Source organism: Nibribacter ruber, from assembly GCF_009913235.1.
In the GTDB taxonomy this organism is placed as follows: domain Bacteria; phylum Bacteroidota; class Bacteroidia; order Cytophagales; family Hymenobacteraceae; genus Nibribacter; species Nibribacter ruber.
The window spans coordinates 696,180-712,340 of sequence record NZ_CP047897.1 but is presented as its reverse complement, the minus strand read 5'-3'; the positions used below and the strand labels follow the sequence as shown (position 1 = coordinate 712,340).

At 47.9% G+C, this 16,161-nt stretch carries 13 protein-coding genes; 9 read left to right on the top strand and 4 right to left on the bottom strand.

Translation table 11 applies throughout. The annotated features are described in order from the left end of the window. Positions 1 to 48: 48 nt before the first annotated feature. The 5 genes from GU926_RS03070 to GU926_RS03050 all read left to right on the top strand — a co-directional run bounded on the left by GU926_RS03070 (position 49) and on the right by GU926_RS03050 (position 4,004). Positions 49 to 996, top strand: coding sequence for an acetyl-CoA carboxylase carboxyltransferase subunit alpha (locus GU926_RS03070; protein WP_198001455.1), 948 nt, complete (start codon positions 49 to 51; stop codon positions 994 to 996). Positions 997 to 1,046: 50 nt separating this feature from the next. Beyond that, on the top strand, positions 1,047 to 1,889 hold the full coding sequence (locus GU926_RS03065) for an MBL fold metallo-hydrolase (protein WP_160688900.1): 843 nt from the start codon (positions 1,047 to 1,049) through the stop codon (positions 1,887 to 1,889). A gap of 3 nt (positions 1,890 to 1,892) precedes the next feature. After that, positions 1,893 to 2,663 (top strand): patatin-like phospholipase family protein, encoded by a 771-nt coding sequence (locus GU926_RS03060; protein ID WP_160688898.1) that lies wholly within the window; start codon positions 1,893 to 1,895, stop codon positions 2,661 to 2,663. A gap of 106 nt (positions 2,664 to 2,769) precedes the next feature. Next, complete coding sequence (locus GU926_RS03055) at positions 2,770 to 3,381, top strand: hypothetical protein (protein ID WP_160688896.1); 612 nt, start codon at positions 2,770 to 2,772, stop codon at positions 3,379 to 3,381. Positions 3,382 to 3,455: 74 nt separating this feature from the next. Continuing rightward, positions 3,456 to 4,004 carry a lysophospholipid acyltransferase family protein gene (locus GU926_RS03050; protein WP_160688894.1) on the top strand — a complete coding sequence of 183 codons (549 nt, stop codon included), beginning with the start codon at positions 3,456 to 3,458 and terminating at the stop codon, positions 4,002 to 4,004. Between the two features lie 257 nt (positions 4,005 to 4,261). Here the strand turns inward: GU926_RS03050 and smc are convergent, their stop codons facing one another. The 3 genes from smc to GU926_RS03035 form a co-directional block, all read right to left on the bottom strand. Continuing rightward, positions 4,262 to 7,822 carry a chromosome segregation protein SMC gene (gene smc / locus GU926_RS03045; protein WP_160688892.1) on the bottom strand — a complete coding sequence of 1,187 codons (3,561 nt, stop codon included), beginning with the start codon at positions 7,820 to 7,822 and terminating at the stop codon, positions 4,262 to 4,264. Positions 7,823 to 8,049: 227 nt separating this feature from the next. Continuing rightward, a complete protein-coding gene (locus GU926_RS03040; protein WP_160688890.1) occupies positions 8,050 to 8,715 on the bottom strand; it encodes a DUF4159 domain-containing protein in 666 nt (221 codons plus the stop codon). A 26-nt stretch (positions 8,716 to 8,741) separates the two neighbouring features. Then, a complete protein-coding gene (locus GU926_RS03035) occupies positions 8,742 to 9,455 on the bottom strand; it encodes a 16S rRNA (uracil(1498)-N(3))-methyltransferase (protein WP_160688888.1) in 714 nt (237 codons plus the stop codon). 685 nt (positions 9,456 to 10,140) lie between these two features. On the opposite strand from GU926_RS03035, the gene GU926_RS03030 reads away from it, so the two are divergent. After that, a complete protein-coding gene (locus GU926_RS03030; RefSeq protein WP_160688886.1) occupies positions 10,141 to 11,025 on the top strand; it encodes a hypothetical protein in 885 nt (294 codons plus the stop codon). Positions 11,026 to 11,174: 149 nt separating this feature from the next. Here GU926_RS03030 and pckA read toward each other — a convergent pair whose 3' ends face one another. Beyond that, entirely contained in the window at positions 11,175 to 12,788 is a 1,614-nt protein-coding gene (pckA, locus tag GU926_RS03025) for a phosphoenolpyruvate carboxykinase (ATP) (RefSeq protein WP_160688884.1), read from the bottom strand. Between the two features lie 255 nt (positions 12,789 to 13,043). On the opposite strand from pckA, the gene GU926_RS03020 reads away from it, so the two are divergent. The 3 genes from GU926_RS03020 (at position 13,044) to GU926_RS03010 (ending at position 16,116) form a co-directional block, all read left to right on the top strand. Continuing rightward, positions 13,044 to 14,453 (top strand): peptide MFS transporter, encoded by a 1,410-nt coding sequence (locus GU926_RS03020; RefSeq protein ID WP_160688882.1) that lies wholly within the window; start codon positions 13,044 to 13,046, stop codon positions 14,451 to 14,453. A 101-nt stretch (positions 14,454 to 14,554) separates the two neighbouring features. Then, positions 14,555 to 15,382 (top strand): glycoside hydrolase family 25 protein, encoded by an 828-nt coding sequence (locus GU926_RS03015; RefSeq protein ID WP_160688880.1) that lies wholly within the window; start codon positions 14,555 to 14,557, stop codon positions 15,380 to 15,382. 134 nt (positions 15,383 to 15,516) lie between these two features. After that, complete coding sequence (locus GU926_RS03010; RefSeq protein ID WP_160688878.1) at positions 15,517 to 16,116, top strand: hypothetical protein; 600 nt, start codon at positions 15,517 to 15,519, stop codon at positions 16,114 to 16,116. The last annotated feature ends 45 nt before the right edge of the window (positions 16,117 to 16,161 follow it).

Sequence of the window (16,161 nt, the reverse complement as noted above, 5' to 3'; positions counted from 1 at the left end):
AATTACCTTTGCGGGTATACATGAGTATAAGATATAGACCTATTGATTATGCTGTTAGATTTTGAACAACCTATTGCAGCGCTGGAAGGCAAGCTGGCAGAAATGAAGAAACTGGCCCAAGAAAGCCAGGTAGACGTATCTGATGCGGTTCTGGCCCTGGAAGACAAGATAAAGTCCCTGAAGAAGGAAACCTATGCCAACCTTACCCGCTGGCAGCGCGTGCAATTGTCCAGACATACAGAGAGACCGTACACGCTGGATTACATAAAAGGTCTTTCGCCCACGTTTGTAGAACTGCACGGCGACCGTAACGTGAAGGATGACAAGGCCATGGTGGGTGGTTTTGGCGAACTGGACGGCCAGACGGTCATGTTCATTGGGCAGCAGAAAGGCCGCAACACCAAAGAGCGTCAGTTCCGCAACTTCGGGATGGCCAACCCAGAAGGCTACCGCAAGGCCTTGCGCCTCATGAAACTAGCCGAGAAATTCAACAAGCCCATCATCACGCTTATAGACACGCCGGGCGCCTTCCCGGGGTTAGAAGCTGAAGAACGCGGTCAGGGTGAAGCCATTGCCCGCAACCTCAAGGAAATGTTCATGCTTAAAGTGCCCGTGATTTGCATCATCATTGGTGAAGGAGCCTCGGGCGGTGCTTTGGGAATTGGCATTGGGGACCGCGTATTCATGCTGGAAAACTCCTGGTATTCCGTGATTTCTCCTGAGAACTGCTCCACCATCTTATGGCGCAGCTGGAATTACAAAGAACAGTCCGCCGAAGCCCTCAAGCTGACAGCCAAAGACATGCTGGGTAACAAGCTGGTAGATGGCATCATCAAGGAGCCTCTGGGCGGCGCGCACGTGAACCCAGACAAGATGATGAAGACGCTCAAGAAGAAACTGTTGGAAACCCTGGAAGAACTTTCTGCCATTGACAGCGAAGAAAGAATCATGCAGCGCATTGAGAAGTTCAGTGCCATGGGCGTAGTGGAGGAGTAGTCCGTTTTTGGGCTATTTTCTTGAAAACAGGTCAAAAACGAGGTTAGCACATGAAGCTTTATCCTATTCCTACTGGAAATTTCAAGCTAGACGGAGGCGCCATGTTTGGCGTGGTCCCCAAAACGCTGTGGCAGAAAACCAATCCGGCAGATGAGAACAACCTCTGCACCTGGGCCATGCGTTGCTTGTTGGTAGAAGTGGGTGACAGGCTAATCTTGATAGACAACGGCATTGGAGACAAGCAGGATGCCAAGTTCTTCAGCCATTATTACCTGCACGGAGACGATTCGCTGGAAAAGTCACTGCACAAGGCAGGCTTTGATTATGGTGATGTCACTGATGTGTTTTTGACTCACCTTCATTTTGACCATTGCGGCGGATCGGTGAAGTATGGCGCCAACGGGACCAGCCTGGAAACGGTCTTCCCCAAGGCGAAGTACTGGAGCAACAAGGACCACTGGCACTGGGCCACCGAACCAAATCCCAGAGAGAAGGCCTCTTTCATCAAGGAGAACATTCTGCCTTTGCAGGAAAGCGGCCAGCTCGCCTTTCTGGAAGTGGGGCAGGAGCAGTTTCTCCCTGGCTTTGGGGTAACCTACGTAGATGGCCACACTGATAAAATGATGGTGCCGCGCATCCAATACAAAGGCCGCACGGTCTGCTTCATGGCAGATTTGTTGCCATCGGTGGGGCACCTGCCTTTGCCGTACGTGATGGGCTATGACACCCGTCCTTTACTCACCCTGCAAGAGAAAGAAGTGTTCCTGAAGAAAGCCGCCGAAGAACAATGGGTGCTATTCTTAGAACATGACGCAGTTAACGAGTGCTGCACCGTTAAAATGACCGAAAAGGGCGTACGAGTGGATCAGATTTTCCCATTGTCGGCGCTGTAGCCCATGGCCAGGATTGGGATTTGTCTGTCTGGGGGCGCAGCCAGGGGAGTGGCCCACCTGGGCGTTTTAAAAGCCTTGCAAGAGCTATCCATTCCCATTGAAGTTATTTCAGGAACCAGTTCCGGGGCCATTGCAGGCGCCTTTTTTGCAGCTGGGTTCTCTCCTGAAAAAGTGCTGGAGCTGGTATGTGATTTATCGCTGAGTCAATTGGTGAGACCGGCTTTAAACAAAGGTTTGCTTCAGTCTAATGCTCTTCAAAAGCTGTTCGAGCAGCACCTGCAAGACATCACCTTCGCAGATCTTCCCATCCAGCTCATCATTTCTGCCACAGATTTAAACCAAGGCAGTACCGTTTATCTTACTGAAGGATCAGTGGCCAACGCGCTGCGGGCTTCTTCGGCCTTGCCCATTATGTTTCAGCCGGTGCCCCACGGGAGTAGGCTGCTGGTAGACGGCGGATTGCTTAATAACATGCCGGTAGAATGCCTGACCGGTGCCTGTGAGAAAATCATTGGCGTACATGTAAACCCCATTGACCATAAAACCGATATTAAAAGCATACGTCAGGTCACTGAGCGCGTTTTCCACCTAGCCATCAATGCCAACGTGCAGCAACGCATATCCTTGTGTAGTTTGTTTCTGGAGCCACCTGCTTTGAAGGACTATCACATTTACGCCATCAACAAGGCAGAAGAAATCTTTCAGATAGGTTATGATTTTACCATGGGATTGGCAAAAGAATTGAAAGGGTTGTTGGATCCATCCATTCGTTGATTTTCATGGAAGCTCACATATACACATATAAATAAACATAGTTAAATTACTATATTTATGATGTAAAGCGCAGCATCTACAAATGCATCATATTTAACCTATACTCATGAAGAGAATTTATTGCCTCCTGGTCTTGTTTCTAGTGGTTTCTGTTGCCCATGCCCAAGAAAATAGAGGAAGACTTTTAAAAGCTAAAATAATTCGAAACTCCCTAATGGTAGGGGGAGGACTGAACGGAACTTTCCGTTCCATTGAAAATCATACCTCCACCTCTACTTCAAGTAGCACGAAGTTTCAGGTAGACGCGCAAGGCAGGTTTGGTTATTTTTTGTTGAATGATGTGGCAGTAGGGGTGTTGGGCACGATTTCCCATTCCAAAATAAAAGCGGAAGGAAGTACTTCCATTCCTACCACTCACGTCTTATTAGGACCATTTGTACGGTACTATCTGGATAATGGAATCTTTGGCGAAGCATCTTATAGCCTTGGCATAAAAAACTTGTCTGGGACCAGCAAAAAAGATCTTTCAGAAATACGAGGCGCCATTGGGTATGCTTGGTTCCTGAGTCCCAAAATAGCCATTGAACCTTCCTTGGTTTACACGTATTACAAGGAGAAAAATCCAGCTGACGCAGACAACTATTTTACAGAAATGGGGCCTTCCATCAATATAGCCTTACAAGTGTATTTGTTTAGCGAACGAAGCAACAGAAAATAAGGGAGTTTAAATACCAGTCCAAAAGGCTGGTATTTTTTGTATCATTGTAGTCTCAATCCTGAAAACGACCTTCTATGTTTGGAAACCTGCTCGCTAAATCCATCTTTAAACTTTCTGGCTGGACCTTGAATGGCGGGATGCCGCATGGCGTTAAAAAAGCCATCATGATTGCCGCACCTCATACCAGCAACTGGGATTTCATCTATGCGCGGGCAGCTTTCTATTTAATGGGTGTTCCCGTGAAGATTACAATTAAAAAAGAGGCTTTCGTCTTCCCCATGGGGCCCTTATTGAAAGCCCTAGGCGCCATACCCGTGGACCGCAAAAAGAACAACAACTTGGTGGCCGCCATGGTGGATTTGTTTAAGGAACGCGACGAACTGGTGATGCTGGTAACACCAGAAGGCACCCGCAAATACCAACCCCGCTGGAAGAAAGGTTTCTACTATACCGCTTTGGGTGCCAACGTTCCCATAGTGATGGGCTACCTGGATTATGCCAAAAAAGAAGCAGGCATAGGGCCTATGATCCAACCAACCGGAGACTTTGACGCCGACATGGAAAAGATATTGAATTTCTACAGAACCGTTACCGCCAAATACCCAAGCCAAGGCGTTCGATAAAATTTAAATATCTTTATAAAGCCGTTTTTAGCCTTGTTTCTCGGAAATAGGCCAAAAACGGCTTTTCCCATTTCATAAGAAGCGGAAAGAATGGGTAAAGGAAAAGGAGGAACAGGAAATCTCGGAACTGCGCTCTCAGTTTAAATTCTTGCAATAGCTTTGACTGGGGGAAAAGCCTCTAATAACAAATGTCCCGTTTTTGGCCTCTTTTCTGAGAAATACGCCAAAAACGGGACATTTAAAAATCTGCTAATAGGCTACGCCGTAAGAGCTGCTACCTCCTCAGGCTCGGGTGCCAATTCTCTCAAGTCTACCGGAATTACTCTGGACACGCCTGCCTCCAGCATGGTGATGCCGTAGATTACATCGGTAGAGATCATAGTACGCTTGTTGTGCGTCACTACAATGAACTGGGAGTCACCGGAGAATTTCTTAACGATGTTGTTGAACTTGTCAATGTTGGCATCATCCAAGGGTGCATCTACCTCGTCAAAGATACAGAACGGGGCAGGCTTCAACAGATAGATTGCAAACAGCAGGGAAATGGCCGTTAAGGTCTTCTCACCACCAGACAACTGGTTAATGGTCAATGGACGCTTGCCTTTAGGTCTTGCCATGATCTCAATCTTAGACTCCAGCGGGTTGCTTGGGTCTTGGATGTATAGGTCACAAGTGTCTTCCTCTGAGAACAGGGACCGGAACACGCGCATGAAGTTGTCCTTAATCTGATCAAACGCCTCCAGGTACTTCTCTTTGGCCACCGTGTCAATTTCCGCGATGGTGTCCAGAAGTTGTTGCTTGGCACCCACCAAATCATTCTTCTGCGTCTGGATGAACTGGTGACGGGTCTCAATCTCTTGGTAAGCTTCAGCGGCCATGGGGTTCACCGGGCCTACGTTCTCCAGCTTGTGCTTGATGGTAGTTACCTGCTGGCTCAATTCTTCATTGGAGATGTCCAGCTTTTCGGTAGGGGCCTCGGCTAGGTCTTCCTGGCTCATGTTGAACTCGGCGGACAAACGCTCTATCACGGCCACCAATTTGATGCGGGTATCGGTGATGGCCTGTTGCATGGACTGGAACACTTCATCAGTATTCTCCTTCTTGCGTTGCAACTCCCGGATGGCTTTCTCTTTCTCATCCACCTCGCCGCGCAAATGGAAGTAGGCTTTCTCCACTTCATCCAATTGCTGGGCTAAGTCTTTTTTCTGCACCATGCCTTCCTCCAACTGGAAAGACTGGTCCTCCACAAACTGCTCAAGGGTGGCAGTCTCATCTTCGGCGCGGGCCAGTTCATCCTGCAACTGCACCAGGCGCTCCTGGTGGTTCATGACCGTCTTTTGTTTGTAGGCCAGTTCTTGTTGGATGCTCTGCAGTCGGTTCTTTAACTGGTGGAATTTGATGTTCTCCTGGTTAAAGATGCTGCTTACCTCAGCAATGATTTCATTCTGTTTGTCAAGAACTTGTGTTAAGCCAGCAAGTTCTTGTTCATAGCTTTTTAAGGCTAGGTTCTTGCTCTCAGAATCGGGGAGAAGGTCGGCTAAGGTTTCGCCTAAATCCTGAATCTTCTCAAACAACTCATCCTTCTTGCTGGCCTGGTTCTGCAGGTTCAACTGGAACTGCTCATAGCGTACCTTGTGGCTAATCAATTCCTGCTGTAAAGTATTGATGGCACGTTCCTGAACCCGGATGGCGTCTGCCTGGGTTCCGTTCTTCTGGTTCTGCAACACATGCTGGAGCGTGCTGATTTTAGTCTTCATCAGCTCGGCCAGCTCTTTCAAGGCTTCCAGTTCCTCAGCCAATTTCTCCAGGTTCTGCTTACGGCCCAATCTATTACCGTCAAACAAGCCTACTGAACCTCCAGACACGCTCAATGGCTTTTTGATGACTGACCCGTCCTTTAAGATGTACGTGCGGCCATCGCTCAGATACAACTCTGTGTCTGAGGTGCTACTGATGTACACCTCATTGAGCATGTAACGCAACAATGGATGGTATTTCTCCTCAGAGGCCACGGTCTCCAGGGCGGCTTTATACTTTGGCGTGCTGATGGTGGCAGGAACGTCCAGATCTTCCACTTCCGAAAGGATGATGAAGTTGGCGCGGCCCTTGTTCTGGTTGTTGAGTAGATGAATGGCCTCTACGGCGTCCTCGGCGGTCTCTACCACGAAGAAGTTCATGTACGGCTCCAGGTAGCTTTCAATCAAGGCCTTGTACTCCTGGTCACAGGAGATGATGTCTGACAGGAGCGGAGCCGGCTTCTGCCATGTCTTGGACTTGTACAGGAACTTGATGGCATCCGGGAAGCCTTCCAGGTTGTCCACCAAAGATTTGGTCAAGGTATACTGGTTCTTTTTAGAGTCCAGCTGACGGTTGATGTCTATTAACTGCTGACGGTATTCATGTAAGGTGGCCTCGGTGTTGGTCATTTCCTCTTGCAAGAGTCTTTCGGCTTCTTGCAGGGATACCAATTTCGCCTGGGCTTCTTCTAATTGTTGCTGGGTTTCAGCTAAGGCGTCCTCATACTGTAACTGAAGACTATTTTCAGAGCCTTCCATTTGTTGCATTCGCTCCAGTTCGGCGCGGTGCGTCTGAATCTGAACTTGCGTAATCTCAATGCTCTTGTTGAGAGTGAACACCTCGTTCTGCACCTGACGCTGGGCCAGGGTTTTCTCCTGCACTTCTTTTTGCAGGTCGGTTTTCTGCTGATTGACGTGCTCCAGCTCCTTCTTGGTCAAGCCTAATTGCTCTTCTGAGATGAGCAATTCTTCCTGAATATCCTCCAAGTCATTCTGCAACTGTCCCAAGCTGGCCTCAGTCTGCCCAATGTTGGTGGTGTCCTGGCTGATTTGGTTTTGCAGGGTTTTAGCGCGTTCCTGTAGGTAGAACTTGCGCTCGCTCTTCAGCTTGATTTCATTCTCCAGCTGACGCAGTTGACTGGTGTGCTCGTGCACTTCTTTTTGCGTGTTCTGCAACTGTAACTGCGTGCGGTCTACCAAGGTCTTCTGCTCCTGTAGCGCATTCTCTAAAGCCAACAGCTCCTCTGAATAACCGCCTTTTCGCTCCGTTTCTTTCTTCAGGTCATTTTCCAGACGCTCCAAGGCCTCTTGGTGGTGACCGATGTTGCGGCGGGCGTATTCCAGGCTAAGCTTTTTGTATTCGTCTTTAAGAGAGTAGTATTTCTCGGTAGTCTTAGCCTGGCGCTCTAAGCTTTTCAGGTTTTTGCCAATCTCAAATAAGACGTCCTCCACACGCTCCAAATCCGCGTCAGTCTCTTCCAGCTTGCGCATGGTCTGCTTCTTCCGGACCTTGAACTTAGAGATACCTGCGGCCTCTTCAAACAGGGTACGGCGCGAGTTGTCCTTATCGTTGAGAATATCGTCCACCATCTTTAGCTCAATGATGGCGTAGGAATCTGAGCCAATCCCGGTGTCCAGGAACAGGTCATTGATGTCCTTGAGGCGGCAGGTGACGTTGTTGAGTAGGTATTCGCTCTCGCCGGTGCGGTAGTACTTGCGCGTGATGGTGACCTGCGAGTATTCTGTGGGCAGAATGCCTTTGTTGTTGTTGAAGGTGAGGGAGACCTCGGCTAATTGCTGGGGCTTGCGGTTTTTGGTGCCGTTGAAGATAACGCTCTCCATCTTGTCTGAACGTAGGTTTCGGGTTTTCTGTTCACCCAGGACCCAGCGTATAGCATCCACGATGTTGGACTTGCCACAGCCATTAGGACCTACAATACCGGTAATGCCGCTATCAAAGTTAATGGTGACCTTATCCCCGAAACTCTTAAAGCCTTTAATCTCTAGTCTTGCTAATTCCATGCGCTTCTACCAGTTACTCTGGCTACAACCTCAAAAATACAAAAAAGAGTTCTGAGTACCACAAAACTGGCGGTTGGGAAGGGACTTAAAAAGAGAATCCGTTTTTGGGCTGTTTCCTGGGAAATAAGCCAAAAACGGATTTAAAGTGAGTGATTGGAGTGAGTGAGTTTTGAAATGAACTATGACACAAGCGGATGCTTGTGCCGGGGTCTGCAAATTGAAATTTTTTAAAAATTAGTCAAGGCATAAGAAATCAGGTTGGCACCCATGCGCAAAGCAGCCATATGCTTTTCAATGGGGTCATTGTGCACCGATTGGTCTTCCCAGCCGTTGCCTAAATCACTTTCATACGAGAAAAAGCAAACCAACCTGCCTTGATAAATCAACCCGAAACCTTGCGGAGGCTTATTGTCATGCTCATGGATTTTAGGCAACCCCCGCGGGAAGTCAAATTTCTGGTGGTAGACCGGATGGTTGAACGGTATCTCCACGAATTCCAGTTCTGGAAAGACTTTCTTCATCTCACGCCGCGCGAATTTTTCCAGGCCGTAATTGTCATCAATGTGCAGGAAGCCACCGCCAATGAGGTATTTGCGCAGGTTCTGGGCCTCGCCTTCGGTGAATAATACGTTGCCGTGGCCCGTCATGTGCACGAAAGGATAATCCATAATCTCGGGGCTGCCGGGCTCCACGGTTTCTTCTTGCGGGGCAATGTTGGCCTTCAATTCGCGGTTGCAGAAATTGATGAGGTTGGGCAGGGAGGTTTTATTGGCATACCAGTCTCCGCCGCCGCCGTACTTGAGGCGCGCAATCGTGAAGCTAGGCCGTTGTGCGGTGGCCAGGCCAATGCCAAGCGAAAGAAACAGCGAAAGAAGCAAGAACCGTTTTTGCATTGTTTTCTGGAAAATAGGCCAAAACGTTAAACGTCTAACAGCACGTGAAAGGTATGACAGGCGGCTAAAGCCGCGGTCTCGGTGCGCAGTCTGCTAGATCCAAGGGTAACAGGTTTTATGCCTCTGTCTAAGGCTAGCTGCACTTCTTCAGGAGAGAAATCGCCTTCTGGGCCTATTAAAACGGTATATTGATTATTCCCTGAAATGCTTTTCACGAGCGAATGCCGCTCCTGGCCCTCTACCAAATGCGCAATGAAGGTATTCTCCACGGGAACGGTTTTGATAAAATCAGCATACCTGGTGAGTTCATGCAGGCGGGGTAAATGCGTTTTAAGTGACTGCTTCATGGCGCTCACCGCAATTTTCTCCAGGCGTTCCAGGTTGAGTGCTTTGCGCTCTGAGCGGGCGCACTGCAGGAAGGTAATTTCGTCAATGCCCACTTCCACGGCCTTCTCCACAAACCACTCCATGCGGTCCATGTTTTTGGTGGGTGCCACCGCAATATGAATTTTGAAAGCCCACTGGTCCTCTGTGGAATGGTGTTCCAGAATTTGGAGTGTGGTTTTCTTAGCGGTGGCCTCGGCTATCTGGCCCAGGTATTGGCCCCCTTTTCCGTCTATCAGCTGCACCATGTCACCTATGCCCAGCCTCAGCACCCGTGCACAATGTTTAGACTCCTCCTCAGACAAGGTGTAAGAAGTAGAAGTGGGAATAATGTCTGGAGTGAAGAAAACGTGCATAATACCTATCTTTAGACCTTTGCGGGTTTGCTTTCTGCAAATAACCTGAAATATATTCTGAATGCTACAAAAAATAAAGGGAAGCAGCCTTTTGATTTCAGCGGTAGTTCTGCTGGTCGGGCTTTGGGTGTTTCTGCCGGGGTTTCTGCACGGGCCCGTCCAAAGCGGTGATTCCATTGCCTTTACCAGCACTGCCCAGAATCTTGCCGCCGGGAAAGGGTTTCTAGCCTATGATGGAAGGGCTTATTCCAACTGGCCGCCCCTGTACCCATTGGCACTAGCTTCATTCCAATGGGTGGGAATTCCTGTCACGGTGAGCGGTCTATTCCTGGCTGTTTCCTCTTTTCTTCTCACTGCCTATTTTTTGAACATTATACTGGTTAACCTAAACATTGTTAATTGGTTACGGGCGATGGCTTTGTGTTTAAGTTTAACGTCTATCTACTCCATTATATCCTATACCACGCTCATTACAGAAGGTTGGTACATTACTTTCACGTTAATCCTAATCGTGCTGCTGTACCGCTATCTCCAAAACCCTGGCAAGCACTTGTTCTTCTGTTTACTGTTGGTGGCTTGGGGCGCCAGCTTGCAACGCTACAGCGGAGTCTTCCTGATTGCGTTCATCTGTTTGTCGTTCTTAATGTTTCTGAAGAAGAGTTGGCAAAGCAGGTTCTTGCATAGCATGGGTTTTGGGCTTTTGGCTAGTTTTCCCTTGGCTGGTTGGCTTGCCCGAAATTACCTGGTAACCCATAGCGTGAGTGGCGCCGACAGGACCGTTGAGCTTAAGTACATCCAGTACAATCTGGTGAATGCCGTGCAACAGGTATGGGAGTGGGCTTTTCCTTATTATGAGCAACCTGGATTTGTTTTCCTGGCTGGGGCAGGGCTCGTGGTTTTAGGGCTTTTATTTGGAGTATTCATCAGGAGAGAAATAACTGACCAACCTTCTAAGCGACTGTTGGTGTATTTACTGGTTGGACATACGGGCGGTTACCTGCTTTTTATCCTGATGACTGCCTTGTTACAGGCGAGCGGCGCCTTTGAACCAAGACTGGTGGCGCCTGCCTACTTCACCGCTCTGCCATTGGTTTTTCTAGGCATTCAATCCTTGTTCCGGCAGAAGAATCACCTTTTCATTAAAGGCGCTGTAACGCTTTTGACACTATTCTCTTGCTGGTATACCTTTCAAAAGGGCTTTGGTTTATGGCAGCAAGAAATGGCGAACTCTGTGGGCTATTCCAGGTGGCAAGCCAAACAAACGGGAGTTGCAAAATTTTTAAGTACCCAAGAGGGCCAACGTCTGCTTCAACATCCTCATGTATATACCAATGGCACGGAGGAACTGTATTTTCTGGGGCATGGCTATATTCCAAACATTTCACAGGAACATCGTATTGGGGTCATACACCATGCATTCAAAGAAGACAAAGCGAGTAAGACCATCATTTTGTATTGGGGCGTAGACTCCTTCAAAGACTTCCTGAATAAGAATAATTATCCATATCGTTTTAAAATAGTCAAGAACTTAGGCGATGGGTATATACTCCAGGAAGAACCAACTATTTAAAAGGTAAATAATGAATAGGCCTTATACAATACTTACTAGTTTTTGACTTGTTTTCCAGGAAGTAGCCTTAAAACGGAAAAAGAATCAAAAAGAAAAGCCTTCTACTTTGTAGAAGGCTTTTCTTTTAAAAGGTATAGGAAGGAACGTGCTTACGCTTCTACCGCCACTTCTGGGGCACCAGCCAGGATTTCCTCGTTGGCATAGTCTGCATACTTCCCAAAGTTTTTCACGAAGGCCTTAGCCAGTTCGCCTGCTTTTTGGTCGTAGGCGTCTTTATCGGTCCAGGTGTTGCGTGGGTTCAAGATTTCTGCTGGTACGTTCGGGCAAGACTCTGGCATCTCCATTCCGAAGATTGGGTGTTTGGTGAAGCTTACGTCGTTCAGCTCGCCGTTCAAGGCCGCCGTGATCATGGCACGGGTGTAAGGCAACTTCATGCGGGAACCTGTTCCGTAAGAACCACCAGTCCAACCGGTGTTGATCAACCATACGTTCACGTTGTTCTCAGTCATTTTCTTGCCCAGCATCTCTGCGTACTTGGTAGGGTGCAATGGTAAGAAAGCAGCTCCAAAGCAGGCAGAGAAGGTAGTTTGTGGCTCGGTGATGCCCACCTCAGTACCAGCTACCTTGGCGGTATAGCCAGAAATGAAATGGTACATGGCCTGGCTCTTGTTCAGCTTAGAGATAGGAGGCAATACACCAAACGCATCTGCCGTCAAGAAGAAGATGTTCTGCGGAATAGAAGCCACAGACGGCTCAATGGCATTGTCAATGTGGTTGATAGGGTAGGCCGTGCGCGTGTTTTCTGTAACAGACTTGTTTGTATAGTCTACTGAACGGGTTCCGTCAACAAAGCGGGTGTTTTCTACAATGGCACCAAATTTAATGGCATCCCAGATTTGTGGTTCTTTCTCTTTGGAAAGATCAATCACTTTGGCGTAGCAGCCTCCTTCAAAGTTGAAGACGCTGTCTTTGGTCCAGCCGTGCTCATCATCGCCAATCAAACCGCGGTTAGGGTCAGCGGATAATGTAGTCTTACCAGTACCTGACAAGCCGAAGAAAATGGCCGTGTCACCGTCTTTGCCTACGTTGGCAGAGCAGTGCATGGACAAAGTCTCGCGCTCATGCGGTAAGATATAGTTCAAGACTGAGAAAATACCTTTTTTCATTTCTCCGGCGTAGCCAGTTCCGCCAATCAAAATCATCTTCTTGGAGAAGTTGATGATGGCAAAGTTAGGCTGACGCGTACCGTCTACGGCAGGATCTGCCTCAAAACCTGGGGCGCAGATGATGGTAAATTCAGGATTATGGTTTTCAAGCTCTTCTTCTGTCAAACGCAGGAACATGTTGTTACAGAAGAGATTATGCCAGGCCATGGTGTTGACAATGCGCAGGTTAAGGCGATATTCTGGGTCGGCGCCCGCATAGGCATCGCGCACATACAGAGCCTTGTCTGCCAGGTAAGCAATCATTTTTTGGTACAGGGCCTCAAACTTGGCTGGCTCAAAGGCAATGTTCACATCACCCCACCATACGGAGTCCTCCGTTTTTTCGTCTCTCACTACAAACCTGTCTTTAGGAGAGCGGCCGGTGAATTTGCCGGTGTCGCACATAAGGGCACCGGTATCAGTCAAGAAACCTTCCCCGTTTTTGAGTGCTTCTTCCACTAACTCAGCGGGAGTCAGGTTCCAATACACTTCTTTTGCTTGTGAAATTCCTAAGCTGGTTAAGTCCATTGCAGATGATTTCTTGCCAAATTCTTTCATAAGGAGGTTTGAAAATTGATTTTTGATAATGGAAAAAGGCACGGTGTGCCTTGGTTTAACAAAATTACAAAAAAGAGGGGATATAATAGCAAACCCTAACGGCTGTTTGTTTTATATGTTTCTCAGAGCTGGCCGGTATTCATTAAAAAGAACGCATATTTGAATAAATGCATCTAAGGTGATACATTTACTTTTACGAAATTCTCAAAAAACACCATCTAACAAATAATCACTTACTAAAACTCTCCAGTACACATGCAAGAAACAACCGTTAAGAAAGGTCACCCGCCAGGGCTCTACCTACTTTTTTTCACCGAGATGTGGGAGCGATTCAGCTACTACGGAATGCGGGGACTTCTTATCCTGTATTTAACAAAAGCTGCCGTAGCGGGTGGGCTTGGCATTGCAGAGTCTACCGGTAATCTCATCTACGGCTACTTTACCGGCTTTGTTTATTTCACGCCCATTATTGGCGGTTGGTTAGCAGAAAAATACATTGGGCAGCGCCGTTCCATCTTGATAGGCGGTGTGTTGATGGCCTTGGGGCAGTTTTCCTTGTTCTCAACCCCAGACATGACCAACATGGGGGCCATTATGGGCATTCCTATGATGACCGCCGTGGGCCTGTTGTTGATTATCATTGGTAACGGTTTCTTCAAACCCAACATTTCTGCCATTGTAGGCAAGCTGTATGAGCAAGGTGACCACCGCCGCGATGCCGCGTTCACCATCTTCTACATGGGTATTAACGTGGGGGCCTTCGCGGCTCCTTTGGTATGCGGTATTTTAGCTGAGGATATTTTCGCCACAAAAACTGTGGTAGACGGTGTCACTACTGTTAGTGAGTATGGTTTCCGTTACGGATTCCTGGCTGCTGGTATTGGTATGATCATTGGCCAGCTGGCGTTCAACCTGTTGGCTCCAAAATATTTGGGCAACGTGGGCGTGGCGCCAGACGGCAAGGTGGACAAAAACAACCCAGTGGAGAAGACGCCTTTGACCAAGGAGGAAACAGACAGAATGGCCGTGATTTTCATCATTACGCTGTTTGTGGTGTTTTTCTGGGCAGGTTTTGAGCAGGCAGGTTCTTCTCTTTCCTTGTATACAGACAAATACATTGACCGCGAGGTGTTCGGCTTCCTGATTCCTACGGCTTGGTTCCAGTCTGTGAACCCATTGTTCATTGTCGCTTTTGCGCCTTTGACCGCTAATCTGTGGCTTTCTTTGAGCAAGCGTGGCAAAGACTTGAGCATTCCTGTGAAGATGGGCTTGGGCATGATTCTCTTAGGAGTTGGTTTCTTGTTCATGGTGGGTGCAGTGATGCAGCGCGGCGGCAACGTAGAGGATGAGGCAGTCAAAGCCAGCATCTTCTGGTTAATTGCCACGTATTTCTTCCATACCATTGGTGAGCTATGTTTGTCGCCTATCGGTTTGTCTATGGTTTCCCGTTTGTCTCCATTGGCCTATACTTCCATGCTGATGGGGGTTTGGTTCCTGGCGCCGTTCGTGGCCCAGATTGCTGGTGGCTATATTGCTTCATATGTAGAGATTCTGGGACCATTGCAAGTGTTTGGGCTTATTGCCGGCTTTGTGATTGCCGCTGGTTTGCTACTGGTAGCCATTGCCAAGAAGTTGTTGTACATGATGCACGGCAGAGGCGCTTAGTCTTTACGTCTTCTTAATACCGAAGCCCCGTTGACCTAATCAGCGGGGCTTTCTTTTTGGTACCGCAACTGCTTCGTATCTTTGGAGTTCTCTTCCTTTCTATGACAACCAGACGCGCTCCTAAAAGACCTTCTAAAAAAGTTTCTCCCGGTAGAGAAACCACCTCGTCGCTCTGGAAGCCTTTGCTTTTGGGCGTAGCGGGTTTTCTGGTGCTTAGGCTGGGCATAGAGTATTACAAAGAAGGCGGAAGGCTGGCATTCTTCAGACACAAGGTAGAGGAGGCCACCCAGACCAAAACCCTTACCACTTTTCAGCCCAATGACTATGAAGTGCTGGGACTGGATATTTCGCACCATCAGCAGCAGGTTGACTGGAAACTGGTGAAAAACGAAAACATCTCCTTTGCGTTCATCAAAGCCACCGAAGGTGTGCAACACCAGGATCGCTACTTTTCCAAACACTGGCGGTCGGCTAAAAAGCATGGCATACTGCGGGGGGCCTACCACTTTTTTCTTCCCGCTAGAAATGCAGAAGAGCAGGCCAAGAACTTCCTGGACCGGGTGCATTTAGAAGCAGGAGATTTGCCTCCGGTGCTGGACGTGGAGGTAACCAACCATCAGTCTGACCAAGAAATACGAGCAGGCGTGCAGATTTGGCTAGATGCGGTGGAGGAGGAGTATGACCTAAAGCCCATCATCTACACCAACTACGCCTTTTATGAAAAGCACCTGGCCGGGCATTTCGACGATTATCCTTTGTGGCTAGCTCATTACACGCCAGAAAACGGTCATATAATCAATAACCACAACTGGTCTTTCTGGCAACATACAGATACGGGAAGGTTAAAGGGCATCAAAGGCAACGCTGATCTCAATGTTTTCAAAGGCACCATGGAAGATTTATATAACATGTGCTATGAACCAAAGTAGGAGAGGCTACGCAAGAAAAGGGAGAATGAATAATACTATTACAACAACCTTATTGTAACCTCCCAAGGAAGTGTAATTGACTATTGTTGATGGTTAGGTAACCAAGTAGTTTTGTGCTACTTAACCGTTTCTATATGACTAAACCTTTACGATTTACTCTTTTCACTCTTCTTTCCGCCATCTTTCTTTCTTCCTGTTCTGTAGAAGAACTGCTGGAGCCTGCCCAGACAGATTTGCCCCAAACGGAAGAAGGCATCAACTATGAGATTGCGGCCGGCCGCCATGAGACCACTAATCCCCTGAAGACTTTCACTAAGAGCAAGATTAAGTTTGAAGTGAAGTTTGATTCAACAGCCATTTATACCACCAAAGATCCCAATAATCAGGCTGACATCAACAAGCTGTATGGCATGAGTGACTGTGGGGCTTTCCACCACGTATCCAGTGCGCGCTTTGGTTGGAGATGGTACAAAGGGAAGTTAGAACTGCACGCCTATTCGTACAAAGACGGCAAGAACGCCTCTACCTTGATCACAGACATTGACCTAAACAAAACCTATGTCTGTGAACTGACTTTGACAGATGGAAAATACACCTACCAGGTAAGAAACAAGAAAGTAGAGCATGAGCGCAGCTGTTCTGGTGAAGGGCAGGGTTATCAGTTGTACCCATACTTTGGCGGCGATGAGAAAGCACCTCATACCATTAACATCAAAATAAAGGAGATTCAATAAAGGTCGTTTTTAGCCTCTTTCCCAGAAAAGAGGCTAAAAACGAAG